The organism is Burkholderia sp. LK4, from assembly GCF_001043615.1.
GTDB lineage: Bacteria > Pseudomonadota > Gammaproteobacteria > Burkholderiales > Burkholderiaceae > Burkholderia > Burkholderia cepacia.
Map to the genome: position 1 here is coordinate 40,153 of NZ_LDUL01000013.1, position 25,719 is coordinate 65,871.

General features: G+C 67.2%; 27 protein-coding genes. 4 read left to right on the forward strand and 23 right to left on the reverse strand.

Annotated elements, in window-relative coordinates; all coding sequences use genetic code 11:
* Positions 1-32 precede the first annotated feature (32 nt).
* The 12 genes from VK92_RS07995 to VK92_RS41560 form a co-directional block, all read right to left on the reverse strand.
* Positions 33-527, reverse strand: a complete 495-nt coding sequence (locus VK92_RS07995) for a CvpA family protein (protein WP_006491262.1) — start codon at positions 525-527, stop codon at positions 33-35.
* Positions 528-533: 6 nt separating this feature from the next.
* The gene (locus VK92_RS08000; RefSeq protein WP_048022070.1) at positions 534-1,373 is read right to left on the reverse strand and encodes an SPOR domain-containing protein; all 840 of its coding nucleotides are present in this window, start codon (positions 1,371-1,373) and stop codon (positions 534-536) included.
* Positions 1,374-1,402: 29 nt separating this feature from the next.
* Positions 1,403-2,713, reverse strand: coding sequence for a bifunctional tetrahydrofolate synthase/dihydrofolate synthase (gene folC, locus VK92_RS08005; protein WP_021158730.1), 1,311 nt, complete (start codon positions 2,711-2,713; stop codon positions 1,403-1,405).
* Positions 2,714-2,813: 100 nt separating this feature from the next.
* A complete protein-coding gene (gene accD / locus VK92_RS08010) occupies positions 2,814-3,686 on the reverse strand; it encodes an acetyl-CoA carboxylase, carboxyltransferase subunit beta (RefSeq protein WP_021158729.1) in 873 nt (290 codons plus the stop codon).
* A gap of 64 nt (positions 3,687-3,750) precedes the next feature.
* Positions 3,751-4,566 carry a tryptophan synthase subunit alpha gene (trpA, locus tag VK92_RS08015; protein WP_027791147.1) on the reverse strand — a complete coding sequence of 272 codons (816 nt, stop codon included), beginning with the start codon at positions 4,564-4,566 and terminating at the stop codon, positions 3,751-3,753.
* Positions 4,567-4,607: 41 nt separating this feature from the next.
* Entirely contained in the window at positions 4,608-5,462 is an 855-nt protein-coding gene (locus tag VK92_RS08020; protein ID WP_021158728.1) for a DNA-methyltransferase, read from the reverse strand.
* A 9-nt stretch (positions 5,463-5,471) separates the two neighbouring features.
* Positions 5,472-6,665 (reverse strand): tryptophan synthase subunit beta, encoded by a 1,194-nt coding sequence (gene trpB / locus VK92_RS08025; protein ID WP_027791145.1) that lies wholly within the window; start codon positions 6,663-6,665, stop codon positions 5,472-5,474.
* Between the two features lie 55 nt (positions 6,666-6,720).
* Positions 6,721-7,422 (reverse strand): phosphoribosylanthranilate isomerase, encoded by a 702-nt coding sequence (locus VK92_RS08030; protein ID WP_042974244.1) that lies wholly within the window; start codon positions 7,420-7,422, stop codon positions 6,721-6,723.
* Positions 7,419-8,231, reverse strand: a complete 813-nt coding sequence (gene truA, locus VK92_RS08035) for a tRNA pseudouridine(38-40) synthase TruA (RefSeq protein ID WP_048022073.1) — start codon at positions 8,229-8,231, stop codon at positions 7,419-7,421. The genes VK92_RS08030 and truA overlap by 4 nt, the downstream gene beginning before the upstream one ends.
* Positions 8,231-10,366, reverse strand: a complete 2,136-nt coding sequence (locus VK92_RS08040; protein WP_048022075.1) for a FimV/HubP family polar landmark protein — start codon at positions 10,364-10,366, stop codon at positions 8,231-8,233. Before VK92_RS08040 ends, truA begins: the two co-directional genes overlap by 1 nt.
* A gap of 411 nt (positions 10,367-10,777) precedes the next feature.
* Positions 10,778-10,978: a hypothetical protein gene (locus VK92_RS41555; protein ID WP_131723337.1), complete on the reverse strand. Its 201-nt coding sequence runs from the start codon at positions 10,976-10,978 to the stop codon at positions 10,778-10,780.
* Positions 10,979-10,988: 10 nt separating this feature from the next.
* Positions 10,989-11,174: a hypothetical protein gene (locus VK92_RS41560; RefSeq protein WP_131723336.1), complete on the reverse strand. Its 186-nt coding sequence runs from the start codon at positions 11,172-11,174 to the stop codon at positions 10,989-10,991.
* A 38-nt stretch (positions 11,175-11,212) separates the two neighbouring features.
* Here VK92_RS41560 and flgE point away from each other — a divergent pair, with 38 nt between their 5' ends.
* Positions 11,213-12,457 (forward strand): flagellar hook protein FlgE, encoded by a 1,245-nt coding sequence (gene flgE, locus VK92_RS08045; protein ID WP_048022078.1) that lies wholly within the window; start codon positions 11,213-11,215, stop codon positions 12,455-12,457.
* Between the two features lie 105 nt (positions 12,458-12,562).
* Here flgE and asd read toward each other — a convergent pair whose 3' ends face one another.
* The 8 genes from asd to VK92_RS08085 form a co-directional block, all read right to left on the reverse strand.
* Positions 12,563-13,684: an aspartate-semialdehyde dehydrogenase gene (gene asd, locus VK92_RS08050; RefSeq protein ID WP_027791140.1), complete on the reverse strand. Its 1,122-nt coding sequence runs from the start codon at positions 13,682-13,684 to the stop codon at positions 12,563-12,565.
* An 81-nt stretch (positions 13,685-13,765) separates the two neighbouring features.
* Positions 13,766-13,885, reverse strand: coding sequence for a hypothetical protein (locus tag VK92_RS08055; RefSeq protein WP_021158720.1), 120 nt, complete (start codon positions 13,883-13,885; stop codon positions 13,766-13,768).
* 98 nt (positions 13,886-13,983) lie between these two features.
* Positions 13,984-15,051: a 3-isopropylmalate dehydrogenase gene (leuB, locus tag VK92_RS08060; protein ID WP_048022081.1), complete on the reverse strand. Its 1,068-nt coding sequence runs from the start codon at positions 15,049-15,051 to the stop codon at positions 13,984-13,986.
* A gap of 76 nt (positions 15,052-15,127) precedes the next feature.
* Complete coding sequence (gene leuD / locus VK92_RS08065; RefSeq protein WP_021158718.1) at positions 15,128-15,778, reverse strand: 3-isopropylmalate dehydratase small subunit; 651 nt, start codon at positions 15,776-15,778, stop codon at positions 15,128-15,130.
* A 68-nt stretch (positions 15,779-15,846) separates the two neighbouring features.
* Positions 15,847-15,993, reverse strand: coding sequence for an entericidin A/B family lipoprotein (locus tag VK92_RS08070; protein ID WP_021158717.1), 147 nt, complete (start codon positions 15,991-15,993; stop codon positions 15,847-15,849).
* A gap of 3 nt (positions 15,994-15,996) precedes the next feature.
* Positions 15,997-17,406, reverse strand: coding sequence for a 3-isopropylmalate dehydratase large subunit (leuC, locus tag VK92_RS08075; protein WP_021158716.1), 1,410 nt, complete (start codon positions 17,404-17,406; stop codon positions 15,997-15,999).
* Positions 17,407-17,843: 437 nt separating this feature from the next.
* A complete protein-coding gene (locus VK92_RS08080) occupies positions 17,844-18,605 on the reverse strand; it encodes a hypothetical protein (protein ID WP_048022083.1) in 762 nt (253 codons plus the stop codon).
* A 30-nt stretch (positions 18,606-18,635) separates the two neighbouring features.
* Entirely contained in the window at positions 18,636-19,457 is an 822-nt protein-coding gene (locus VK92_RS08085; RefSeq protein WP_048022085.1) for a hypothetical protein, read from the reverse strand.
* A gap of 389 nt (positions 19,458-19,846) precedes the next feature.
* On the opposite strand from VK92_RS08085, the gene VK92_RS08090 reads away from it, so the two are divergent.
* Entirely contained in the window at positions 19,847-20,170 is a 324-nt protein-coding gene (locus VK92_RS08090; RefSeq protein WP_048022177.1) for a cupin domain-containing protein, read from the forward strand.
* 132 nt (positions 20,171-20,302) lie between these two features.
* Positions 20,303-21,028 carry a glutathione S-transferase gene (locus VK92_RS08095; RefSeq protein WP_048022087.1) on the forward strand — a complete coding sequence of 242 codons (726 nt, stop codon included), beginning with the start codon at positions 20,303-20,305 and terminating at the stop codon, positions 21,026-21,028.
* A gap of 49 nt (positions 21,029-21,077) precedes the next feature.
* On the opposite strand, the gene VK92_RS08100 is transcribed toward VK92_RS08095, so the two are convergent.
* On the reverse strand, positions 21,078-21,476 hold the full coding sequence (locus VK92_RS08100) for a hypothetical protein (RefSeq protein WP_048022089.1): 399 nt from the start codon (positions 21,474-21,476) through the stop codon (positions 21,078-21,080).
* A 15-nt stretch (positions 21,477-21,491) separates the two neighbouring features.
* Positions 21,492-22,877, reverse strand: coding sequence for an MFS transporter (locus VK92_RS08105; RefSeq protein WP_048022091.1), 1,386 nt, complete (start codon positions 22,875-22,877; stop codon positions 21,492-21,494).
* 200 nt (positions 22,878-23,077) lie between these two features.
* Here VK92_RS08105 and VK92_RS08110 point away from each other — a divergent pair, with 200 nt between their 5' ends.
* Positions 23,078-23,992, forward strand: a complete 915-nt coding sequence (locus tag VK92_RS08110; protein ID WP_048022093.1) for a LysR family transcriptional regulator — start codon at positions 23,078-23,080, stop codon at positions 23,990-23,992.
* 110 nt (positions 23,993-24,102) lie between these two features.
* On the opposite strand, the gene VK92_RS08115 is transcribed toward VK92_RS08110, so the two are convergent.
* A complete protein-coding gene (locus tag VK92_RS08115) occupies positions 24,103-25,635 on the reverse strand; it encodes an amino acid permease (protein WP_042974237.1) in 1,533 nt (510 codons plus the stop codon).
* Positions 25,636-25,719: the final 84 nt, after the last annotated feature.

A 25,719-nucleotide genomic window follows, 5' to 3' on the forward strand; every position in this document is an offset into this window, starting at 1 on the left:
CAAAATCGGTTCCGTCCTGCCCAGCCGCGTCGTCACACGCGTACGTACTGGGCCATGCCGTCGGGCAGGAGCTGCTTCAGCTCGTGCACGCCCTGTTCGGCGAAAGGACGCAATAGCGCATTGCGCCAGAAATCCTGTTTGGGCAGTTCGGTCAGCCCGGCCGCCGCGACCAGCAGCACCACCAGCACGCAGCCGCGGACGAGCCCGAACATCATGCCCAGCGAGCGGTCGACGCCGCCCAGGCCACTGGCCTGCGCGATCCGCGACAGCAGCGCGTTCGCGACGCCGGCGACCAGCACCACGCCGATCACGACCAACGCGAAGGCGATCACCCACTGCGTCAGCGCACCGCCCGGCCAGTTCGCCGGTATATACGGTACGACCAATCCGACGTAGCGGCCCGCGATCACGATCGCCGCGATCCAGCCGATCAGCCCGAAAATCTCGGACACGAAGCCGCGCCACGCACCGCGCAGCGCCGACAACACGATCACCGCCAATACAGCGTAGTCGAAAGCCGTCAGCATCGTGCGTTACTGCGTCAGACCGGCTTCGCGCACCTTCGCGATCGCGGCGGAAGCCGCCGCGCGATCCGCGAACGGGCCTGCACGCAACAGTGTAGCCGTGCTGCCATCCGACTGCTTGCGATGCTCGACATATGCGGGCACGCCCGCCGATTTCAACTTGGTGGCCCACGAACGGGCCGTCGCGTCGTCCTTGAACGACCCGAGCTGCACCGCGAAGCGCGCACCGGCCGGCGACGACGGCGACGACGCGTCGCCGGTGTCCGGGCTCGCGGCGTCGGCATTCGCGACGGCCGCCGGTGCGGGCTTCGGCGCAGCCGGCTTCGCCGCGGGCGCAGCCGGTTTCGGCGCAGGCTTCGGCGGAGTCACGCTCGCCGTGGTCGTGGTATCGGGTTTCGCGGCCGGCTTGGCGGCATCCTTCGGCGCGGGCGCCGGTGCGGCCGCAACGGCCGTGTCGGATGCCGGCGGTTCGTCATGCGCGACGCCGGCCTGCACGTCGGACACATCGTCGTCGCGCGGCGCAACTGCCTGGTGCGCGGGCCGGTTCGGGATGTCGATCGCGATGTCGTCGGTGACCGGCTTCGGGTGCGAATCGAGCACCATCGGCAGCACGATTACCGCAGCGACGACGAGCGCGATCGCGCCGACGAGGCGACGGCGTGCGCGTTGCTTTTCTGGAAGGGTCGGATCGAGGAGCAGCGCGTCCGATTCCGGACGTTCGGTGCGGCGCGAGCGGCGCTCGACGCGTTCAGAGGTGCGCTCCGTGCGCACGTTCCGGGAGGCCCCGGTGCGACCGCCGCGCCGCGGGGGCGCGTCGTCGTCTTTCTTGCCGAACGAGAAAATTCCCATGAATGGCTGAGTCCGAAACTGCCCGTCAGTCAGTGTTGCTGCGATTTACGGTAGGCCAGCACGCCGGCAACCGTATGGAAACTGCCGAAAACCACGATTCTATCATTCTCGGATGCTCTTTTTAGTGCATCGCGAAACGCTTCGGCGGGCGACGTGTAACGCGTGACGCTCGAATCGGGCCCCTCCTCCACGCCGGCCTTGCGCAGCGCGGCTTCGAGCTGCTCGGCGGTGGCCGCACGCGGCAGCGGCAGGTCGGTCACGCACCAGTGGTCGATCTCGCCCTTCAGGTGCTGCAGCACGCCGTCGATGTCCTTGTCGTGCATCGCGCCGAACACCGCGTACGTGTACGGGAAGAAACCCATGTTGCCGAGGTTCTGCTCGAGCACGGCCGATGCATGCGGGTTGTGCGCGACGTCGAGCACGATCGCCGGCTTGCCGGGCAGCACCTGGAAGCGCCCCGGCAGTTCGACGTTCGCGAGGCCGAGCCGGATGTCCTGCGCCGACACCGGCAGCACCGGGCGCAACGCCTCGAGCGCGGCAAGCGCGGCCGATGCATTGATCAGCTGATTCGCGCCGCGCAGCGCCGGATACGCCAGCGCCGGATAGCGCTTCTCGCGGCCGAGGTAGCTCCACTGCTGGCGCTCCGCGCCTGCCTGCGCCTCGTAGCGGAAATCGCGGCCGACGAGCCACAGGTCGGCGCCGATCGCTTCCGCGTGGTCGATCAGCGTTTGCGGCGCGGCCGGATCGCCGCAGATCGCCGGCTTGCCGGCACGGAAGATCCCGGCCTTCTCGAACGCGATCTTCTCGCGCGTGTCGCCGAGGTATTCGGTGTGGTCGATGTCGATGCTCGTGACGATCGCGCAATCGGTATCGATGATGTTGACCGCGTCGAGCCGGCCGCCGAGGCCGACTTCGAGGATCACCGCGTCCAGCCCGCGCGACGCGAACAGGTGCAGGATCGCGAGCGTCGTGAATTCGAAGTACGTGAGCGACACGGGCTCGGGTAACGACGTGCGCGCGGCTTCGACGGCCTCGAAGTGCGGCAGCAGTTCGTCATCGGTGACGTTCTGCCCGTTCACGCGCGCGCGCTCGTTGAATTCGAGCAGGTGCGGCGACGTGTGGCAGCCGACCTTGTAGCCCGCGCGCACGAGGATCGTCTCGAGGAACGCGCAGGTCGAGCCCTTGCCGTTCGTGCCGCCGACGGTAATGACGGGGCACGCGAATTCGAGCTGCAGCGCCGCCTTGACCTGCCCGATGCGGGTCAGGCCCATGTCGATGCCGACCGGGTGCGCGCGTTCGAGATGCGAAAGCCACGCGTCGAGAGTGGGAAAAGTGCTCATCGGTTCAAATCTGGATCGGTACCGCCACTACGCCAAAAAACGAAGCGCGTCGCCTGACGCGGAAGCCAGGCGACGCGCAGAGTTCACAACCTTGCGCCGGTCAAGCCAGCGCGTCGGCCGGCTGTCGCTGCAGCAGCGCGAGCAGTTGCGCGATCTCGTCGCGCATCTTGCGACGGTCGACGATCATGTCGATCGCGCCCGTCTTGATCAGGAATTCGGCGCGCTGGAAGCCTTCCGGCAGCTTCTCGCGGACCGTCTGCTCGATCACGCGCGGGCCGGCGAAGCCGATCAGCGCCTTCGGTTCGGCGATCACGACGTCACCGAGGAATGCAAAGCTCGCCGACACGCCGCCCATCGTCGGGTCGGTCAGCACCGAAATGAACGGCAGCTTCGCTTCGGCCAGCTTGGTCAGCATCGCGGTGGTTTTCGCCATCTGCATCAGCGACAGCAGGCTTTCCTGCATCCGTGCACCGCCCGACGCGGTGAAGCAGATGAACGGCACCTGCTGTTCGAGCGCGTTCTGCGCGCCGCGTGCGAAGCGCTCGCCGACCACCGAGCCCATCGAGCCGCCCATGAACGAGAACTCGAAGCAGGCCGCGACCACCGGCAGCGTGTGGATCGCACCGCCCATCACGACCATCGCGTCGGTCTCGCCCGTGTCGTCCATCGCTTCCTTCAGACGATCGGGGTACTTGCGGCTGTCCTTGAACTTGAGCGTGTCGACCGGCACGACTTCCTGACCGATTTCATAACGGCCTTCCGGATCGAGCAGCCCGTCGAGGCGCTCACGCGCGCCGATGCGCATGTGGTGATCGCACTTCGGGCACACGTGCAGGTTCGCGTCCACGTCGTTACGGTACAGCACGGCCTCGCAGGACGGGCACTTGACCCACAGGCCTTCCGGAATGCCCTTGCGGCTTTTCGGGTCGGTCTGCTTGATCTTCGGCGGCAACAGTTTGTCGAGCCAGCTCATCGTATGGTTTCCTGTTCCGTGGCGGGCCGGGCCGACCGGCCCGTTCCCGCTTCCTGTGTTGTGTTTATCGCGCCGTCTTGCCCGCGCCGTCCAGGGCGGCGCGCAGCTCGGCAATGAAAGTCTTCAGCGCGGCGGCGGCACCCTCCGGCGCAGCGCTTTCGAGCAGTTGCACGAGGCGGCTACCGATCACGACCGCGTCCGACACCTCGGCCACCGCGCGCGCCGTTTCGGCGTCGCGGATACCGAAGCCGACGCCGACCGGAACCGGCACGCGCGACTTGATGGCCGGGATTTTACCCGCAATGCTCGAAACATCCAGATTTCCTGCGCCGGTCACGCCCTTGAGCGACACGTAGTACACGTAGCCGCTCGCGATCTTGCCGACGTCGGCGATACGTTCGTCGGTCGACGTGGGCGCGAGCAGGAAGATCGGATCGATCTGCGCGGCGCGCATTTTCTCGGCGAACACGCCCGCCTCTTCCGGCGGATAGTCGACCACAAGCACGCCGTCGACACCGGCCGCCTGCGCTTCGGCCGCGAACGCGTCGACGCCCATCCGCTCGATCGGGTTCGCATAACCCATCAGCACGACGGGCGTTTTGGGGTCGGTTTCGCGAAAGCGCTTCACGTCGGCGAGCACGCTCTTCAGCGTGACGCCGCGCGCGAGCGCGCGCTCCGACGAGCGCTGGATCACCGGGCCGTCGGCCATCGGGTCCGAGAACGGCACGCCGAGTTCGATCACGTCCGCGCCGCCTTCGGCGAGCGCGTGCATGAATTCGACGGTTTTCGCGGGATCGGGATCGCCGGCCGTGATGAACGGGATCAGGCCCTTACGGCCTTGTTCGGCGAGCGCGGCGAAGGTTTGCTGAATACGGGACATGGCAATTTTTCCTCAATGCTTCGGCGACGCGGCGGCGCGATTCACGCGCACGCCGGCGCAGCGAGCGCGTTCACACGCTCGTGCGCGATCGCACAATAGCTTTCGTTGATCTCGTAGCCGACGAAGTCGCGCCCCTGCCGTGCGCAGGCCACCGCGGTCGTGCCGCTGCCCATGAACGGATCGAGCACGCGGCCGCCCGGCGGGCAGCTTGCGAGCACCATCCGCTCGATGATTTCCAGCGGCTTCTGGGTCGGATGATCGACGCGCTCCGCGTGCTGCCGGTGCAGGCGCGAAACCGACCAGACGTCCTTCGGGTTGTAGCCCATCTCCAGCCACTTGCTGCCTTCGAACAGCTTGCGCGAGCGGGCCTTCTTCGTGTCGGCGTCGTACGGGATGCGGACCGGATCGAGATCGAAGTAATACGCCCTGGAAACCGCGAAAAAGCCGATGTTGTCGTGCACCGACGTGAAACGGCGCGTCGTGCCGCCCATGCTCGGCACGCGCCGGTCCCAGATGATCTCGTTGACCATCGTGAGCTGCGTCTTCAGGAAACTGAAGATTTCCGGCGCGTACTGCCACGTGCAGAAGATGTACATCGACCCGCTCGGCTTCAGCTTCGGAATCGCGAGCTCGAGCCACTCGCGCGTCCACGCGAGAAAGTCGTCGCCCGAACGCTTGTCCGAGTCGTTGCCGTAGTCCTTGCCGAGCCCGTACGGCGGATCGGCGACGATCAGGTCGATCGACGCGTCCGGCAGGTGCGCGGCATCGGTCAGGAAATCGCGGTTGTGCAGTTCGATCCCGGACGGCAGCGCGCGCGGCACGGCGGCGGCGGGTTGAACCGCCGCCCCCGCCTCGCTCGCGGCACCGCCGCCCGGTTCTTCGATCAGGTCACGCATCGGTCGGGGTCAGAGCTCGATGCCCGATCGCTCGGCGACCGTGTGCATGTCCTTGTCGCCGCGGCCCGACAGGTTGACGAGCAGGATCTTGTCCTTCGGCAACGTCGGCGCGAGCTTCACGCCGTACGCGATCGCGTGGCTCGACTCGAGCGCGGGAATGATCCCCTCGATCCGGCAGCAGTCGTGGAACGCCTTCAGCGCCTCCTCGTCGGTAATGCCGACGTACTGTGCGCGGCCGCTGTCCTTCAGCCATGCGTGCTCGGGGCCGACGCCCGGATAGTCGAGGCCCGCCGACACCGAATGCGTCTCGATGATCTGGCCGTTGTCGTCCTGCAGCAGGTAGGTACGGTTGCCGTGCAGCACGCCCGGGCTGCCGGCGATCAGCGACGCCGCGTGATGGCCCGTGTCGAGGCCGTCGCCGGCCGCTTCGACGCCGATCAGCTGCACCGACGTGTCGTCGATGTACGGATAGAAGATGCCCATCGCGTTCGAGCCGCCGCCGACGCAGGCGATCACCGCGTCCGGCTGCCGGCCCGCGAGCTCGGGCATCTGCACCTTGCACTCGTCGCCGATCACGCGCTGGAAGTCGCGCACCATCATCGGGTACGGGTGCGGGCCCGCGACCGTGCCGATGATGTAGAACGTGCTTTCGATGTTCGTGACCCAGTCGCGCATCGCTTCGTTCAGCGCGTCCTTCAGCGTGCGCGAACCCGATTCGACCGGCACGACCGTCGCTCCAAGCAGCTTCATCCGGTAGACGTTCGCGGCCTGGCGGCGCACGTCTTCCGAGCCCATGTAGACGACGCACTCCATCCCGAAGCGGGCGCAGATCGTCGCGGTCGCGACGCCGTGCTGGCCGGCGCCCGTCTCGGCGATCACGCGCTTCTTGCCCATGCGCTTCGCGAGCAGCGCCTGGCCGATCACGTTGTTGATCTTGTGCGCGCCCGTGTGGTTCAGGTCCTCGCGCTTCAGGTAGATCTGCGCGCCGCCGAGCGTCTCGCTCCAGCGCTGCGCGTGATAGATCGGCGACGGGCGGCCGACGAAATGCTTCAGCTCGCGCTCGAATTCGGCGACGAAATCGGGATCGTTCTGGAATTTTTCATACGCCGCGCGCAGTTCGTCCAGCGCGTGAATCAGCGTCTCGGCGACGAACACGCCGCCATACGGGCCGAAGTGGCCGCGGTCATCAGGAAGGTTGTACATGGTGTCTCTCTCGATCGGTCGGGGCGCCCCGCTTTCGGGGCCGCGCCGGCTTGCATCACCCGGCATCCGCTTCGCGCACCGCGCGTACGAACGCCGCCATCCGGGCGTGATCCTTCACGCCCTTCGCGCCCTCCACTTCGATGCCACTCGAGACATCGACAGCAAACGGGCGCAACTGGCGAATCGCATCACCGACGTTTTGCGCGCTCAAGCCACCACTCAAAACGGCCCGATGCGCGAGCTCTGCGGGAATAAGAGACCAATCGAAGACCTTGCCGCTACCGCCGTAATCCGGCACCAGGGTGTCGAACAGGAGGCCGCGCGCTTTCGAATAATGAAGTGCCGATTCTACCAAATCGGCACGCTGCGTCGAGGGGCCGACGCGCACCGCGCGCAACCACGGCAGGCGGGCCGCGCGGCCGAGCGCGTCGCACTGTTCCGGCGTCTCGTCGCCGTGGAACTGCAGCAGCGTGAGCGGCACGTCGCGCACGACGGCTTCGATCTCGGCTTCGGTCGCGTTCACGAACAGCCCGACCACCGACACGAACGGCGGCGCGAGGCGCGCCAGCTCGGCCGCCTGCGCGATCGTCACCGCGCGCGGGCTCTTCGGGTAGAACACGAGGCCGATCGCGTCGGCGCCGAGCGCCGCCGCGTGCAGCACGTCCTCGGGGCGCGACAGCCCGCACAGCTTGATGCGCGTGCGCGGCGGCAGGCCGGCCGCTGCGGGAGTCGAAGGAGACACGGCGTGATCCGTCATGGTTGAGGGTCCAGGTCGGCCCAGACGCTGCTCCACGGCACGCTGCCGAGCTGCGCGGGCGGGACGGCGAATTCCGCCGGGTAGCCGACGTGGGCGAGGTACAGCCCGTCGGCCATGAACGTGGGCGCCGCGAGAGTGCGATCGCGCCCGGCCAGCACGTCGGCAAGCCAGTCGGCCGGATAACGACCGCGGCCGACCGCGACGAGGCAACCCATCAGGTTGCGCACCATGTGGTGCAGGAACGCGTTGGCGCGGAACCGGAAATGAATGAAATGGCCCACGCGCCGCACGTCGATCTGGTACAGGTGTTTGACCGGCGTCTTCGACTGGCATTCCGACGACCGGAACGACGAGAAGTCGTGCTCGCCGATCAGGTGCGCGGCGGCGGCGCGCATCGCGTCGTCGTCGAGCGGCGTGTGGATCCAGCCCGCGCGCCCCGCCAGCATCGGCGAGCGCACGGGATGCACGTACAGCGCGTAGTAATAGGTGCGCTCGAACGCCGAGAAACGCGCGTGAAACGTCTCCGGCATCGGCTTCGCCCATTGCACCGCCACGGTCGGCGGCAGGAACGCGTTGGTCCCGCGCACCCACGAGAACACCTCGCGATCCAGGTCGGTATCGAAATGCACGACCTGCCCGAGCCCGTGCACGCCCGTGTCGGTCCGCCCGGCCACCGTCGTATGCAGCGGCACGCGCGCGAACTCGGCCAGCGCGTGCTCGAGCCGGTCCTGCACCGTCTTGCCGTGCGGCTGCGCCTGCCAGCCGCAGAACGCCGCGCCGTCGTACTGAATGCCGAGCGCGATCCGCATCACGCCTCGTCCGCCAGTTTCGCGAGCAGCGCACGCGCATCGTCGCGCGTCGCGGTGTCGTTTGCGTCGACCACTTCCTGCAGCAGCGTCCGTGCGCCGGACAGGTCGCCCAGCTCGACGTATTCGGTCGCGAGGTCGAGCTTGTTGCGCGCGATGCGGGCAAGTTCGTCCGGCGTCAGCGCCGGCAACGCGGCGCCCGGCGTAGACGGCAGGTCCAGATCGAAGTCGAGCTTCAGCGCGCCGAACTGCGCGCCGCCGAGCGGCGGCAGCGACGACGTCGCGAACGGGCTGCCCGCCTGGCCGGCAGGCGTCGCCGCGTCCGGATCCCAATCGAACTCGTCGTCCTGGTCGGCCGGATGTTCAGGGGCCGGATCGATCGCGCCAATCGGGAGGCGCTGGCTGGCTTGACCGTTAGTTGCAACTTGATCGGTGTCGGACTGCGTTGCCTGCGCGGCAGACTCGTCCGTCGCCGGCGACGGCTCGTCCTGCGTGCGCGGCGGCAGCGGCATGTCGAGGCTGTTGAGCGCGCTGATCGCGTTCTGCATCAGCGCCGCGTGCTGCGTTTCGGTGGCCGCGGGTGCGATCGGCGTCTCGGCAGGCTGATCCGCGGGCTTTTCGGCAGCGATCTTCTCTACCGGCTCGGCATCGTGCGGAGCCGGAGCCGCCTCGCTCGCGGTCGGCACTACGGCGTGCGCGGCCGGTAATTCGGGCTGCTCGTCATGCGGCGGCACCACTTCCGGCGCCGGCGGCACATCCGTATCAGGCGTCTCGACCGTCTCCGCCGCTGCGGCAGTGGCCGCGGCAAGGCTCAAGTCGGAAGCCGCGTCGCGTGCGACCGGCATCTCGGGCCGGATCGGCAGTTCCGGCTCGACGGACGGCGCGGCGTCGGTTTCTGCCGCAGCAGCCGCGGCCCCGCCCGCGACGACCGCAGCAGCCGTCGCGCTCGTACCCGCATCACCCGTTTCTTCCGCGCGCCGGCCCTTCCGGCGCTTGCGCCAAGCAAAACCCGCGGCGAGGACGATCACGGCCGCACCGGCCACCGCGGCCGGACGCCAGTCCATCTGCCCGGTACTGCGCGCAGGTGCCGCGACCGGCGCGGCCGGTTGCGCGGGCGCCGATACCGATGCCGGCTGGACTGCGCTGGCAGCAACGCCGGACGTGGCTTCACCTGCCGTCGGCGCGGCAGCGGACGCGCCCGTTTCGTTCGCGGCCGGACGCGGCGCAACAGGTGCCGGCACGGGCGCCGGCGTGACCTCGTTCGTCGTGGCCGGCTTGCCGATGCCGTGCTTCTGCAGCTCCATCAGCACGCGGTTCTTCAGCGCCAGCAGTTGCTGCAGGCTCGACGGCCGCGGCTGCGACGCGCCCGTGGCGGGCGCCGCGCCGGCCGGTTCGTTCATGCCCGAAACCTGGCTGCCCGCAACAGGCGGAAGCGCGGCACCGCTCGCGGACGACGGCACCGACTGGATCGCGCCGCTCCACACATGCGGACCGCTTGCGCCGGCAACGGGCGCCGCCGGCTGCATGCTTTCGACGGCCGATGCGCCGTGTGCCGCCGAAGCGCCGAGCGATGCCGCCGCACCGGCGGCCGTCGCGACGCTCGCGCCGCTCACCGGAGCCGCATGCACGGCCGGCGCCACCGGCGCGGATGGCACGGTCGCCGCCGGGGTCGACCCCGGATGCGGCGCCGACGCACCATGCTGCGCGACCGCCGTGCCGCCGGATGCCGCGACGGGCGCGGACGCTGCCGTCGTACCCGATGCACCGGATGCAGCTGCCGGCACGAGTGCCGCGCCTGTCGCATCGAGCGCCGGCACGGTCAGCGTCGCGCCGACTTTCAGGCGGCTCGCGTCGTGCTTCATGAACGCCTGCGGATTGGCGTCGAACAGCGCGCGGCCGGCGCGCGCGAGCACACCGGGATCGCGCGACTGCGTGGCCGCTTTCGCAATGTCGTTCAGCGACTGGCCGGGCTGGACCGTCACGGTAAGCGGCACTGCACCGCCGGCAGCGGACGCCGGCAGTTCGCCGGTGCCGGCCGCCCAGGCCGATGCGGTTGCGCCGAGCGCCAGGATCGCCAGCGCGCCACGCACGGCGCGCGACAGACGGGACTGACGCGGAAACAAGGAAATTCGGGACATCGTTGGCTCTATCGCCGCGCGCGGGCGCGGCTCGGATTCGCGGTTGAAAGCGTCAATAAAGTTGCCGCAGAAATGCAAAAGCGTCGCGTTGAACGCGACGCTTTCGGCGGGTCTGTGCGTCGTAACCGCGTAGTTTACTTCACGTGATCGGGTTCGGGCCGAATTCGTCGCCGATGGGTGCAACCGGCCGCGTTCGCGCGTCCGCGCACCCGCCGGCCGGGCCGCTCCGATGCCCGGGTTCACACGGTGCGACCAGCGTTCCCGATCGATCGGAAGCACACCTCCCTCGACTGAAAAACGCCCGGCCGCATCCCGTCCCGAACGAATGGCGCGCCCCTTGCCGCTCACCCGGCGGCCTGCCCACTCCGGGGCTCGATGCCGCGCCACGACCGCGAAATCGGGCACGTTTGCTCAATAAATCGCGCCACCTGCCGTTAATGAATTAGCAATATCCAATAAAAACAAATCCCGCCGATCCTCCAATCCATTGAAATAAATTTCAATTGATCGATAAGAGGCCAATTCCCCTCTCTTATCGTCGGATTGGACATTTCCACCCCCAAACCCCCGCCGCACAAGGCTTCCAAGCCTTACCCCCGTTTCATTGCTCATACGAAATCGATCATTTCGACAGCAATTCAATTACATTACACAAAATTACACAGATCGAATAATTGCCGTCGTTACGATCGTCTTCAAACAAGAATCGGCGCAGTTCGACCATCGCGCACGCACCTGCCGGAAAGGCGGGCACGCGCGCGGCCGGGCTGACGTCGTGAGGTGCCAGGGAGGCATCGCGCAGTCGCACGACTGCATCTACTCACCAGCTCGTTACGGGGATCGAACATGGGCTATCAGCAGGGTTTGAGCGGGTTGGCCGGCGCGGCGAACCATCTCGACGTGATCGGCAACAACATTGCGAACGCAAACACGGTCGGCTTCAAGCAGGGGCGCGCGAACTTCGCCGACATGTACGCGAATTCGGTTGCGACGTCGACCAACACGCAGATCGGCATCGGCACGCGGCTCGCGTCGGTGCAGCAGCAATTCGGCCAGGGGACGATCAACACGACGAAGTCGTCGCTCGACATCGCGATCAACGGCAACGGCTTCTTCCAGATGTCGAACAACGGCGTGACGACGTACTCGCGTGACGGCGTATTCCACCGCGACAAGAGCGGCGCCATCGTCGATTCGCAAAACCGCAACCTGATGGGCTATGCGGCAGGCCCGGGCGGCGCGATCAATACCGCGGCGACCGTGCCGCTGCAGGCGCCGACCAACAACATCGCCCCGCAGGCGACGACGAAGATCACCGGCCAGTTCAACCTGAATTCGCAGGACAAGGTGCCGGCCAAGACGCCGTTCAACCCGGGCGACAACACCACGTACAACTACAATTCGTCGATCCAGGTGTACGACACGCTCGGCGGCTCGCAGCAGGTGTCGATGTACTTCACGAAGAACGCGGCCGGCACCTGGCAGGCCTACGCGGGCGTGCAGGGCCAGACGCCGACGAATCTCGGCACCGTCACGTTCGACACATCGGGCCGGATCACCTCGACGACATCGGCCGCCACCGGCCAGCCGACGCCGAGCCTCGGTCAGTTCGCGTTTTCGATCCCCAACGCGTCGGGCGGCGCCAATCCGCAGAACCTGACGCTCGACCTGGGCGGCACGACGCAGTTCGGCGGAAAGAGCGGCGTGACCAACCTCGCACAAGACGGCTTCGCGAGCGGCACGCTGACGACGTTCTCGATCGGCACCGACGGCAAGCTGACCGGCAACTACTCGAACGGCCAGAGCGCGGTGCTCGGCCTGATCGCGCTCGCGAACTTCAACAACCCGAACGGGCTCGAGAACATCGGCGGCAATCAGTATGTGGAAACCGCCGCGTCGGGCGTGCCGCAGATCTCCGCGCCGGGCAGCACGAACCACGGCACGCTGCAGGGAAGTGCGCTGGAAAACTCGAACGTCGACCTGACGACCGAGCTCGTGAACCTGATCAAGGCGCAGCGCGATTATCAGGCCAATGCGCAGACGATCAAGACCCAGCAGACCGTCGACCAGACGCTGCTGAACATGCGCTGACGCGCACATGAAAAACGCGCCGCGCCAGCCCTGATATCGTCAAGGCCGGCGCGGCGCGCCATCTTGTGCAACGCGGCCCGCGCATCGCGGGCCGGACACACGAGCTTACTTGTCGAGCAGGATGCGCAGCATGCGGCGCAGCGGCTCGGCCGCACCCCACAGCAGCTGGTCGCCGACCGTGAACGCCGACAGGTATTCGCCGCCCATCGCGAGCTTGCGCAGGCGGCCGACCGGCACCGTCAGCGTGCCCGTGACGTTCGCCGGCGACAGGTCGCGCATCGACGCTTCACGCTCGTTCGGCACGACCTTCACCCAGTCGTTCGCCGACGCGAGGATGCCGTTGATCTCGTCGAGCGGCACGTCCTTGTTCAGCTTGATCGTCAGTGCCTGCGAGTGGCAGCGCATTGCGCCGATCCGCACGCACAGGCCGTCGACCGGAATCGAACCCGGCTCGCCCATTGCCGGCTTGCCGAGGATCTTGTTGGTTTCCGCGCCGCCCTTCCACTCTTCCTTCGACATCCCGTTGCCGAGATCCTTGTCGATCCACGGGATCAGCGAGCCGGCGAGCGGCACGCCGAAGTTGCTGGTCGGCATCGCGTCGCTGTTCATCGCGGCCAGCACGCGGCGGTCGATGTCGAGGATCGCGGATGCCGGATCGGCGAGTTGCTCCTTCACCGCGCCGTTCAGCGTGCCCATCTGCGACAGCAGTTCGCGCATGTTCTGCGCGCCCGCGCCCGATGCGGCCTGGTAGGTCATCGCCGTCATCCAGTCGACGAGGTTCTCGCGGAACAGGCCGCCGAGCGCCATCAGCATCAGGCTGACCGTGCAGTTGCCGCCGATGAAGTTCTTCGTGCCCTTGACGAGCGCGTCCTTGATCACGTCGAGGTTGACCGGATCGAGGATGATGACCGCGTCGTCCTTCATCCGCAGCGACGATGCCGCATCGATCCAGTAGCCGTTCCAGCCCGCCGCGCGCAGCTTCGGGAACACGTCGTTCGTGTAGTCGCCGCCCTGGCACGTGATGATCACGTCGCACTTCTTCAGCTCGTCGACGTTGGTCGCGTCCTTGAGCGTAGTCTCGTTTTTCGCGAACGACGGCGCTTTGCCGCCCGTGTTGCTGGTGCTGAAAAACACCGGTTCGATCAGGTCGAAATCGCCCTCTTCCTGCATGCGCTGCATCAGGACGCTGCCGACCATGCCGCGCCAACCTACGAGACCTACGTTCATGACTAACCCTTTGATGGAGCTTCCCCGCCATTTCCGTCCCCGGTGTGACCGCGCGGGGAAATAGGCGGGCACGACGGACGATCAGCGTTTAATGATCGTTTTCGTGGTAATGGTTTTCGTGATGACGATGGCGCGCGCACCCGCACGGGCAATGTTGCCGTGGAGTTTCAAGACCGGGGAGATCAGGGAAATTTGCGCCATCGTTCGAGTCTACACAAAGCCGGTTGCCCGCACAACGGCCAACCGCGCGCGAACCGGCCGATTTCGCGGCCCGTTCGCGCCCTTTCTACTTGCCTGCGTTACAGCGCCGCGACCACCGCGTCGCCCATCGCCGTCGTGCCGACCTGCTTGCCACCCGGCGTCGCGATATCGCCCGTGCGGTAGCCCTGTTCGAGCACCGTTTTCACCGCGCGCTCGATACGGTCGGCCTGCTCCGCACGATTCAGCGAGTAACGCAGCATCATCGCGGCCGACAGGATCGTCGCGAGCGGGTTCGCGATGCCCTTGCCCGCGATGTCCGGCGCCGAACCGTGCGACGGTTCGTACAGGCCCTTGTTGTTCTTGTCGAGCGACGCCGACGGCAGCATGCCGATCGAGCCCGTCAGCATCGACGCTTCATCCGACAGGATGTCGCCGAACATGTTGCCGGTGACGATCACGTCGAACTGCTTCGGCGCCTTCGCGAGCTGCATCGCCGCGTTGTCGACGTACATGTGCGACAGCTCGACGTCCGCGTACTCCTTCGACACGTCGATCATGATGTCGCGCCAGAACTGCGACGTTTCGAGCACGTTCGCCTTGTCGACCGACAGCAGCTTCTTCGCGCGCTTGCGGGCCGCCTGGAACGCGACGTGCGCGATACGGCGCACTTCCGGTTCCGAATAACGCATCGTGTCGAAGCCTTCGCGTTCGCCCGCGAACAGGCCGTCCGGTGCGGCACGCACGCCGCGCGGCTGGCCGAAGTAGATGTCGCCGTTCAGTTCGCGCACGATCAGGATGTCGAGGCCCGCGACCAGCTCCGGCTTCAGCGGCGACGCATCGACGAGCTGCGGGTAGCAGATCGCCGGGCGGAAGTTCGCGAACAGCTCGAGATGCTTGCGCAGCCCGAGGATCGCCTGCTCGGGGCGCAGCGCGCGCTCGAGCGAGTCGTACTTCCAGTCGCCCACGGCGCCGAACAGGATCGCGTCGGCTTCCTTCGCGAGCGCCAGCGTCGCGTCCGGCAGCGGATGACCGCTTGCCTCGTAGCCCGCGCCGCCGACCGGCGCCTGTTCGAGTTCGAACTTCTCGTCGAGTGCGTTCAGCACCTTCACCGTTTCATTGACGATTTCCGGACCGATGCCGTCGCCGGGCAGCACTGCAATCTTCATGCGAAATTCCTGACTGGATAGGTTTTATGAGGCAGGCCGGCGGGCGCGCCGCCGGCGCGCCCGCCCGAAAGGCACGTCAGCCGACCAGCTTGGTATTGAGCCACGGCTGCTTCACGAGGCGCTCGGCCTCGAACTGGCGAATCTTGTCCGCGTGGCGCAGCGTGAGGCCGATGTCGTCGAAGCCGTTCAGCAGGCAATACTTGCGGAACGCGGCGATCTCGAACGGATATTCGCGGCCGTCGCCCGCACGCACGACCTGTGCGTCGAGGTCGATCGTCAGCTGAAAACCGTTGAACGCAGCCGTCTCGTTGAACAGGTGATCGACCTGCTGCTCGGTCAGCACGATCGGCAGCAGCCCGTTCTTGTAGCAGTTGTTGAAGAAGATGTCCGCGAAGCTCGGCGCGATGATCGCGCGGAAGCCGTACTGCTGCAGCGCCCACGGCGCGTGCTCGCGCGAGCTGCCGCAGCCGAAGTTCTTGCGCGCGAGCAGCACGGATGCACCCTGGTAGCGCGGCTGGTTCAGCACGAAGTCGGGATTCAGCGGACGCTTCGAGTTGTCCTGGCCCGGCTCGCCGTGATCGAGGTAACGCCATTCGTCGAACGCGTTCGGACCGAAGCCCGTGCGCTTGATCGACTTCAGGAACTGCTTCGGGATGATCGCGTCGGTGTCGACGTTCTCGCGATCGAGCGGCGCCACGACGCCGGTATGCACAATGAATTTTTCCATGATCCGTCTATCCGGTTGAAGGGCCGGCGTTCAGCCGGCGCACATCGACAAATTCTCGGCGGGACTCGTCACTCCGCGGCGCGCTTCAGCGCATTGCCGGCGGCGTTGACGTCCTGCCCGAAGCCCTGGACGGTATTGCAGCCCGCAAGGCCGAAACCCAGCCCCGCCAGCGCCAGCGCGGCAACCAGCCGCGCGATGACCTTCGATGCCGTCACGCGTCACCCCAGCTTGCGAATGTCGACGAAGTGACCTTCGATGGCCGCGGCCGCCGCCATCGCGGGGCTCACGAGGTGCGTGCGACCGCCCGCGCCCTGCCGCCCTTCGAAGTTGCGGTTCGACGTCGACGCGCAGCGCTCGCCCGGATCCAGCCGGTCGGCATTCATCGCGAGGCACATCGAGCAGCCCGGCTCGCGCCATTCGAAACCGGCATCCGTGAACACCTTGTCGAGCCCTTCGCGCTCGGCCTGCGCCTTCACGAGGCCCGAGCCCGGCACGACCATCGCGAGCCGCACGTTCGACGCGACGCGACGGTTCAGCTTCTTCACGACGTACGCGGCTGCGCGGATGTCCTCGATGCGCGCGTTCGTGCACGAACCGATGAAGATCTTGTCGACCTTGATCGACTCGATCGGCGTGTTCGGCTCGAGCGCCATGTAGGCCAGCGCACGCTCCATCGCGTCGCGCTTGACCGGATCCTTCTCGCGTTCGGGATCGGGCACGCGACCGTCGATCGACGTGACCATTTCCGGCGACGTGCCCCACGTGACCTGCGGCACGATCTCGGCCGCGTTCAGCTCGACCACGCGATCGAACTGCGCGCCTTCGTCCGACTTGAACTGACGCCAGTATTCGACGGCCTGATCCCATTCCGCGCCGGTCGGCACGAACGGACGGCCCTTCAGGTAATCGATGGTCGTGTCGTCCACCGCGACCATGCCCGCGCGCGCGCCCGCTTCGATCGCCATGTTGCAGACGGTCATGCGGCCTTCCATCGTCAGCGCGCGGATCGTCGAGCCGCCGAATTCGATCGCGTAGCCCGTGCCGCCGGCCGTGCCGATCTTGCCGATGATCGCGAGCACGATGTCCTTCGCGGTACAGCCGCGCGGCAGCGCACCCTCGACCTTCACGAGCATGTTCTTGCTCTTCTTCTGCAGCAGGGTTTGCGTGGCGAGCACGTGCTCGACTTCCGACGTGCCGATGCCGTGTGCGAGCGCGCCGAACGCGCCGTGCGTCGACGTATGCGAATCGCCGCACACGATCGTCATGCCCGGCAGCGTCGCGCCCTGCTCCGGCCCGATGATGTGGACGATGCCCTGGCGCACGTCGTTCATCTTGAACTGCGTGATGCCGAACGCATCGCAGTTCGCGTCGAGCGTGTCGACCTGCAGCTTCGAGACGGGATCGGCGATGCCGTGGCTGCGATCGGTGGTCGGCACGTTGTGGTCCGACACGGCCAGGTTCGCGCTGATGCGCCACACCGGACGCTGCGCGATCTTCAGCCCTTCGAATGCCTGCGGGCTCGTGACTTCATGCAGCAGCTGACGGTCGATGTAGAGCAAAGTCGTGCCGTCTTCCTCGGTGTGGACCACGTGGGTGTTCCACAGTTTGTCGTAGAGAGTCTGTGCCATGGGTATGCGGGGTCGTTGTGACTACAAGCCTTGCGGATGCGGTCGATTATGCCACGCAGAACGCGTCACGGCGCGGGCCGCACGCGAAAAAACCCATTAAAAACAGTGGTTTGGCTGGTAGTGCCAATACCTGTATCGGCATTACCCGGCAAATGCGGGCGCGAACGGCGCGGCGGCGGTTGCAGCCGTCGCACGGGATGCGTGTCACGGCGACACGCGCCTGCTGGCCACCTTCGTGGGGTCGGTAACGCGCTGCACGCAGAAGCGCTGCGCGTCCTCCGGCAAGTGGAAGCGGCCGTTGCGGAACAACACCCTTCGCTGCGACGTGTCGTGCGGCGAAGGCGTCTTGAACGGCCCGTAGCTCGCGATTGCGCCGCACACCGGGCGCCCGGAACGTGAAGTCGTGCGGCAGCGGATACCGCGAGTGCCCCGCAGCGTCAGCCGTTCGGGTATTCGCGGTTGATCAGCTCGAGCCGCAGCATCCCGAGTTGCACCCCGACGTTGCTCAGCAGGTAAAGATCGCGGCGCCGCAAGGCCGGCATCTGCGCGGACGCGTCGTAGAGCGACGGCAGCGTCAGGCCCGCCGGCACCGCGGCCTGCATCCCCGCGGCATTCGACACGCGCACGGCAATCGACGCCTGATCCGAATGCGTGACGACACCGACGTTGCCGAGTGCCGACGCCGAGCCGGCCTGCCTGACGATCGCGGTTACGACGCCGTCGGGCGTCGGTATCGGGCTGCCGGCGGCCGGCGCCGGTGTCGCGATCGACGTCACGCCGGCCGTCAGCCCGTATTTCGACGCGAGCACGCTCGCGACTTCCTGCTGCGCAAAGATCCGCGCGGCAACCTTCTGGCGCAGCAGGAACACCGCGTCGGCAATCGCCTCGTTCACGGGGCCCGGCACGGGCGCGGCGCCGGACGACGGCGCGGCGCGATTGCCCAAAGCGAATGCGGCAATCGTGTTGATGGCCGTGGCCTGGACGGTCGGCGGCGTCCACGAGAAAAACGTCTCGAACAGGTAACCGGCCTCGTCGGCGGCGGCTGCGCGGTCGTTCAGTTCGTTCGTCAGCTTGCCGAGCATCTGGCGTTGCAGTTCGGCGTCTGAAACGGGAGCGTCGCCGGCGAAGCCCGGCGTGCTGGCGGTACCGGTCGCGGCAAGCGCGGCAGCGGAAGCGAGGAAATGGCGGCGGGTCTGCATGGTCATCGGAATCGGGGGAAAGAAAGTGCGTCAGCCCTTCGGGAACGCCTGCATCGTCGCGCCGACCGCGCGGGCGAGCATCTGCGCATACATGTCATGCACGAGGTACAGGCTGCGGTTGCGCGTCCACGGCTGGCCCGACTGCGGGTCGTAGCGCGTCGGCAACGGCACCTCGGCAACCGCGGCCGCCTTCATGCCCGCCTGCTGCGAGGTCTGGATGCAGCGCTTCGCATGATCCCGATGGCCGACCACCGCGACGCTGCCCATCGCCGCCGCGCCGCCCGCGCGCGACACGGCCTCGGCGGCCACGCCGGCCGTGCTGAGGTACACGATCGTGCCGTCGCTCGAGATCACGGGCTCGATCGAGGACAGCACGTCGGCGCCCATCCCGTATTTCGACACGAGAAAGCGGGCGATCTCCCACTGCGCGTAGACCTTGACCGGCTTCAGTTGCCGAATGCGATAGACGGCATCCGCGAGCGCTTCGTTGACGGGCCCCGGATCGGGCAGCGCGGACTGGTTGCCGCCCGTGCTCGACGTATTGCCGCTTGCCGCGTTCGGGCGATTGCCGAAGCTGTACGCGACGATCGCGCCGGCCTGGGCCGCCGGCATCGTCGGCAGGTCCCACGCAAATCCGACGTCGGTCAGCGCCGGCTGGATCGCGCCGACCGTCGCGGCATCGCCGAGCTGCGCATTCAGCTTCGCGGACATCTGCGCGGCCAGCGCGGCGTCGGTAACGGGCATCGACGTGACGTCGTCGCCGCCGCATGCGCTCAGCAGCGGCACCGCCGCGACGGCCGGCGCGGCGGCCAGGAATTTTCTGCGTGAAGAAGCCAGCGGATTCAGTTTCATGAGAAATACGAAATGATGCGAATGACGTCGACGCGATCCCCCGGCGTCGCATTCACGGTCACGGGAAATCGCAGTCGGGCGAGTCGCACAGGTGGCGACGGACGGCAGTACCGCAGCGCGGGTCTAATCGCCGCGCCTCCATCGATTGACGAGCCCGGATCGTAGTCGGCGTTTGTTAAATTGCGGTGAAGTTTGCGAGCCAATACGCGCAATCGCGCCTTCGTTTCACGGATGGATGCCCGCGTTTCACATAGGGTGAGCGCCTGCGCGATTCGTTCCACGGATGGCGATCATGCGCCCCGCACGCCGCGCGACTTCCCCGCATGACGCGCTACGATGGCGCAACGCACATGGGCAATCCCCACGACCCGGACCAGGAGTACACGACGATGAAGCTCGGCCTGAACGAATCGCTCGCCCGTCTCGACGAAGCAGGCACGCTGTTCACGACGCTGTTTTGCCACGGCACGCTCGACGTCGAGCTGTACCGGCCGCGCGTCGAGGACAAGCAGAAGCCGCATACGCGCGACGAGGTCTACGTGATCGCCACCGGCACGTCGCACTTCGTCGTCGACGGACGCGAATGCGCGGTCGCGGCCGGTGACGTGCTGTTCGTCCCGGCACACGCCGACCACCGCTTCACCGGCTTCTCCGGCGACTTCTCGACCTGGGTGTTCTTCTACGGCCCCGAGGGCGGCGAGCACGGCGCGTAGCGCGTGATGGTGACGCGCGGCACTTTTCCCGCGATCGCCTAGACTGTCTATTCGCAGCGGGCGGCGCGCGACGCGCGGCCGCCCGATCGTCACGATGCCGGTGGCGGCCGCTTCAACGAACGGGAAAACAGCATGCGATACGAACTGTATTACTGGCCCGAGATCCAGGGCCGAGGCGAATATGTACGGCTCGCGCTCGAGGCGGCGGAAGCCGACTACGTCGACGTCGCGCGCGAATCGGGGCGCGGCATGGGGGTGCCGGCGATGATGCGCATGATGGACAGCGCGAAGGCGGAATGCGTGCCGTTTGCACCGCCGTTCCTGAAAGCCGGCGACCTGGTGGTCGGGCAGACCGCGAACATCCTGCTGTTTCTCGGCGCGCGGCTCGGGCTCGCGCCGGACGACGAAGCCGGGCGGCTGTGGGTGCACCAGCTTCAGTTGACCGTGGCCGATTTCGTCACCGAGATCCACGACACGCACCATCCGATCGCAAGCGGCCTCTACTACGAGGACCAGCAGGCGGAAGCCGCCGAGCGCGCGGCCGATTTCCTCGAGAACCGGCTGCCGAAATTCCTCGGTTATTTCGAGCGCGTACTCGACCAGAACCCGCACAAGAGCGGCTACATCGCCGGCCACGCACTCAGCTATGCGGACCTGTCGATGTTCCAGTTGATCGAGGGGCTGCGTTACGCGTTTCCGAAGGCGATGAAGCGCGCGGAGCGGAAAATCGCGGCGCTGGTCGCGCTGCACGACCGCGTCGCTGAGCATCCGCCGGTGGCGCGTTATCTCGCGTCGGAACGCCGCATCCCGTTCAACGACATGGGCATCTTCCGGCACTATCCGGAGCTGGACAAGTAACGCCGGCACCGCATCCGCGCCGCTTCACGCAGGGCGGCCGACGCCCCGCTCACGCGGCGACCGGCGTCTCGTGCAAATGGCGCCACACGATCAGCCCGTCCGCCTCGCGCCGGAACACGACCGTCGAGCGCCGCACCGTGCGTTGCCCTTGCGCGTTGGTCTGCGTCTCGCGATAGCCGATCGTCGCGCCATCGGACCACACGGCAAGCCCGCGCAACTCGTCGATGTCGATCACCAGCCCCGGGCGCGCGCCGTGCCCGTGTGAAAACAGCGCATCGATGCCCGCGTAATCGAGCACCGTGCCCGACATCGTGATCATCGAAAATCCCGGCGAAAAACGCGCCATCAGCGTCGCGAGCCGCTCGGGGCCGGCACGGCCGGACAACCAGCACGCGATGTCGGCAACGGTGTCGACGACTTCCTTGAAATACGGATTCGGCAAATTCATAAGGCTCTCAGGTTCTCACGAGTGGGATGAAACGGGTTGCGCGACCGGCGCACGGTATGCGGGAAGCCGTGCAATCAGGCCCAGCGGCAGCAACGTCAGCACGACCGCCAGCCCGAAGCACCAGCGGTACGGCGCGAGCGACGGCCCGCCCACGTCGAACGCCAGCAACGCATTGAGTGCGCTGCCGAGCACGGCCACGCCAACGCAGAAGCTCAACTGGCGGTTGATGTTCCACAGCGCGCTCGCGCCGCCCATCCGGTTGGCAGGCACATCGACGAACGCCGCGCTTTGCGACGTGCTCGTGCACAGGCTCGCACCGAACCCCATCGCCGCGAATGCCGCGATGCGCACGGCTTCGACGTCGGCCCAGGGCGTCGCGAGCAGTGCGATGCCGACGCAATCGATCGCGATGCCGCTCGCGAACAAGGGTTTCGCGCCGTGGCGCGCGAAGCAGCGGCGCGTGGTCGCGATCGCGAAGCACGCCGCGATCGCCCACGGCAGCATCAGCGCGCCGGCATGCGCGGCGCTCAACCCGAGCGCGTTCTGCAGATAGAGCGACGCGACGAGGTTGACGCCCGTGAAGATGCCCGGCACGCACAGATAGACCACCACGCCGGTTCGCAGCAGCGGCTGGGCGAGCAGGCGCAGGTCGACGACCGGCGACAGGGCGCGACGCGCATGCGCCGCATAGCCCGTGCCCGCCGCGCTCGCGACGGCCAGCATCGCGAGCGGGAATGCCGCGCCGCCGGGCTGCCCCGCGGCGGTCAGCCCGAGCAGCAGCGCGACGAGCGTGACCGCACTCAGGCCGAGCCCCGGCCAGTCGAGCCGCGGCGGCCGGTCACGCGCGCCGTCGCGCGGCAGCCATGCGAACGCGAGCGCGCAGGTCGCGGCCGCGATCGGCAACATCGCGAAGAAGATCGCGCGCCACGAACCGCGATCGACGATCGCCCCGCCGATCGCCGGCGACAACGCCGGCACGAGCAGCGCGACCATCATCACGACCGACGTGAGCCGTGCCCGTGCCTGCGGCGGATACGCGCGATAGGCCATCGTCTGCCCGACCGGTATCAGCAGCCCGCCGCCGAGCCCCTGGACCAGCCGCCACGCGAGCAGCGTCTCGATCGACGGCGATGCGCCGACGCCGGCACTGCCGAGCCCGAACAGCAGCAGTGAAGCCGCGAACACGCGCCGCTCGCCGCAACGGCGCGCGAGCCACGTGCCGAACGGAATCACGACGGTCAGGCCGAGCACGTACATGTTGCCGACCCACGCAAGCTGCGCAACCGACGCGTGCAGTTCGCGCTGCAGCGCCGGATACGCGGCGTTCAGCATGAACATGTTCGCGAGGTCGATCGCGAAGCCGAGCAGGTAGACGGCGGCGATTCTGGAACGGTCTGGCATGGCGGCGGGAACATCACGAAACGCCGCAGTGTAGAAGCCGGCACGCGTATCGGTAAGCGGCCGGATGCGACGAGTCCCGTCGCAATTTTTTGACAATCGGATCGCGCCGCCACGATGCCACGACAACGCAACGCCGCACGGCCGCACATTCGGGTACCCTTCGAGCGATCCAACACCCAGACAGGACCCACGCCCCAACCATGGTGAGCCTCGATCGTTTCGCCGTTTTCCGTGCCGTGGTCGAAGCCGGTTCGTTCACGGCCGCCGCCACCGCACTGAACCAGGCGCGGGCGGCCGTCAGTTTCAACGTGAAGCAGCTCGAAGCCGAGCTCGGCGTCACGCTGTTCACGCGCACGACCCGGCGTGTCGAGCTGACCGACGCCGGCGAGCGCTTCTACCAGCGCTGCCTGCGCGTGCTCGACGAAGCCGAAGGGGCGATCGACGAAGTGCGCGGCGAACATGGCGGGATGCAGGGCATGCTGCGCGTGACGTCGACGGTCGAGTATGCGGCGCGCGTCCTCGCACCGATGCTGCATGCGTTCACCGCGCAGCATCCCGCGTTACGCGTGCGGCTCGAAACGCATACGTCGCAGGCCGATCTCGTGCGCGACCGCTTCGACGTCGCGATCCGGCTCGGGCGTCACGAGCATTTTCGCGACCTGCCCTATCGCGGCGTCTGCCTCGCCACCTACGACGTACTCGCCGTAATGGCGCCCGACCTGCCGGCGAGGGCCGGGCGCCCTAAACCGGCGTCGCCCGACGACCTCGCCCGCCTGCCGCAGCTCGGCCACAGCCGGCTCGAGCGAATCGCCGAGTGGACGCTCACCGATCGCGCGGGCAACGAACACGCGTTTCGACCGGCCGCGAAGCCTCGCGTCGTCGTCGACAACGCATCGGTGTTGACCGAACTCGCGCGCCGGGGCAGCGGCGTCGCGCTGCTGCCCGAATGGCTCGTGCGCGACGATCTCGAGAGCGGCACGCTGGTCGATGCGCTGCCCGCGTACCGGTTTCCGCAGCAGAACGTCTACGCGCTGTACGTCGCGACGCGGCACGTGCCGCAGAAAGTGCGCGCGTGGGTGGACTTCATGAAGGCGCGGTTGCAGCACGCGCACTGAGCGCGGTTTGCGTGCGCCGCCGCGCGCGGGCCGTCGTTGCGGAGCCGGCCGTCCGATACGACCGGCTTCCGTTGCCGCGCTTTCGGTGCCGCGCCTTCAATACCGACAAGTCAGTGCGGGTGCCCGTGCTGCGTGGCCGCCGCATCGACGGCCTCGACCGAGCGCGTCAGCCACGGCCCGATGTCCATCTCCTCGTAGCGCACGAGCCGGCTCTTGCGCGCCCGGCGATATGCCCACCAGATCGCGACGAACAGCGGAATCCACACGTAGATCGACAGCACTTCCATCCAGTCGATGCGGGCCGCGAAGAACGCCTGGTAATCCTGCCCGAGCGAGATCACGATGCAGATCGCGATCGCGAACAGCGGCCCGAACGGGAACCATTTCGCGCGGTACGGCAGCTGATCGAGCCGGTAGCCCTGCTTCAGGAACCCCTTGCGGAACCGGTAATGGCAGACCGCGATGCCGAGCCATGCGATGAAGCCCGTGATGCCGACCGTGTTCAGCAGCCACAGATAGATGCTCTGGTTGTTGGTCAACGACGTGAGGAAGCACAGCCCGCCGACGGCCATCGTCGCGTACAGCGCGTTGCGCGGCACGCCGCCCGGCGACAGCGTCGCGAACATCGCCGGCGCGCGCCCCTCCGACGCGAGGTTGTACAGCATCCGCGTCGCCGCGTAGGTGCCGGAGTTGCCGGCCGACAGCACGGCCGTCAGGATCACGAGATTCATGGCGCCGGCGGCGAGCCGGAAACCCGCATGGCTGAACACCAGCGTGAACGGGCTCACGCCGATGTCGGTCACGTCGCTCTTCAGCAGGTTCGGGTCCGTGTACGGCACCAGCAGGCCGATCACGAAGATCGCGAGCACGTAGAACAGCATGATCCGCCAGAAAATCTGCTTCACCGCACGCGGGATCGTCTTGCGCGGATTCTCCGATTCGCCGGCGGTAATGCCGACCAGCTCGGTGCCGAGAAACGAGAATCCCGCGATCAGCGCGACGCTCATCATCGCGTGCACGCCGCCGACAAACGGCGCGTCGCCGGTCGTGAAGTTGCGCAAGCCGACCGGATGCCCGTTCCCGATCAGGCCGGCGGCGATCAGCAGCCCGGCCGCGATGAACGCGACCACGGTCACGACCTTGATCAGCGAGAACCAGTATTCCGACTCCCCGAAGCCGCGCACCGACAGCGTATTCAGCAGGAAGATCAGCACGAGGAAGCCCGCGCCCCACCAGATGCCGGGTATGGTCGGAAACCAGTAGCGCATCACGATCTGCGCGGCGACCAGCTCGATCGCGATCGTCACTGCCCAGCTGTACCAATAGGTCCAGCCGAGCGCGACGCCGAAGCCTTCGTCGACGTACTTCTCGCCGTAGATCGCAAACGACCCCGACACCGGCATCAGTGCGGCCATCTCGCCGAGGCCCGTGACGACGAAGTACACCATCAGCCCGATCGCGATATACGCGGCGATCGCACCGCCCGGCCCCGCCTGCGCGACCGACGCACCCGACGCGACGAACAGCCCCGTGCCGATCGAGCCGCCGATCGCGATCATCGCGATGTGGCGGCCCTGCAGACGGCGCTTCAGCGTCGTGCCCGACGGCGCGGCCGTCTCCACTGCCGCTTGCATAGCATCCATAGTGTTCACCCTGATTGGATTCGGGCCGGACAATTTGATTCGGAATACAAATCGTCAGGCCCGGTCATTCGCGTCGAAACCGGC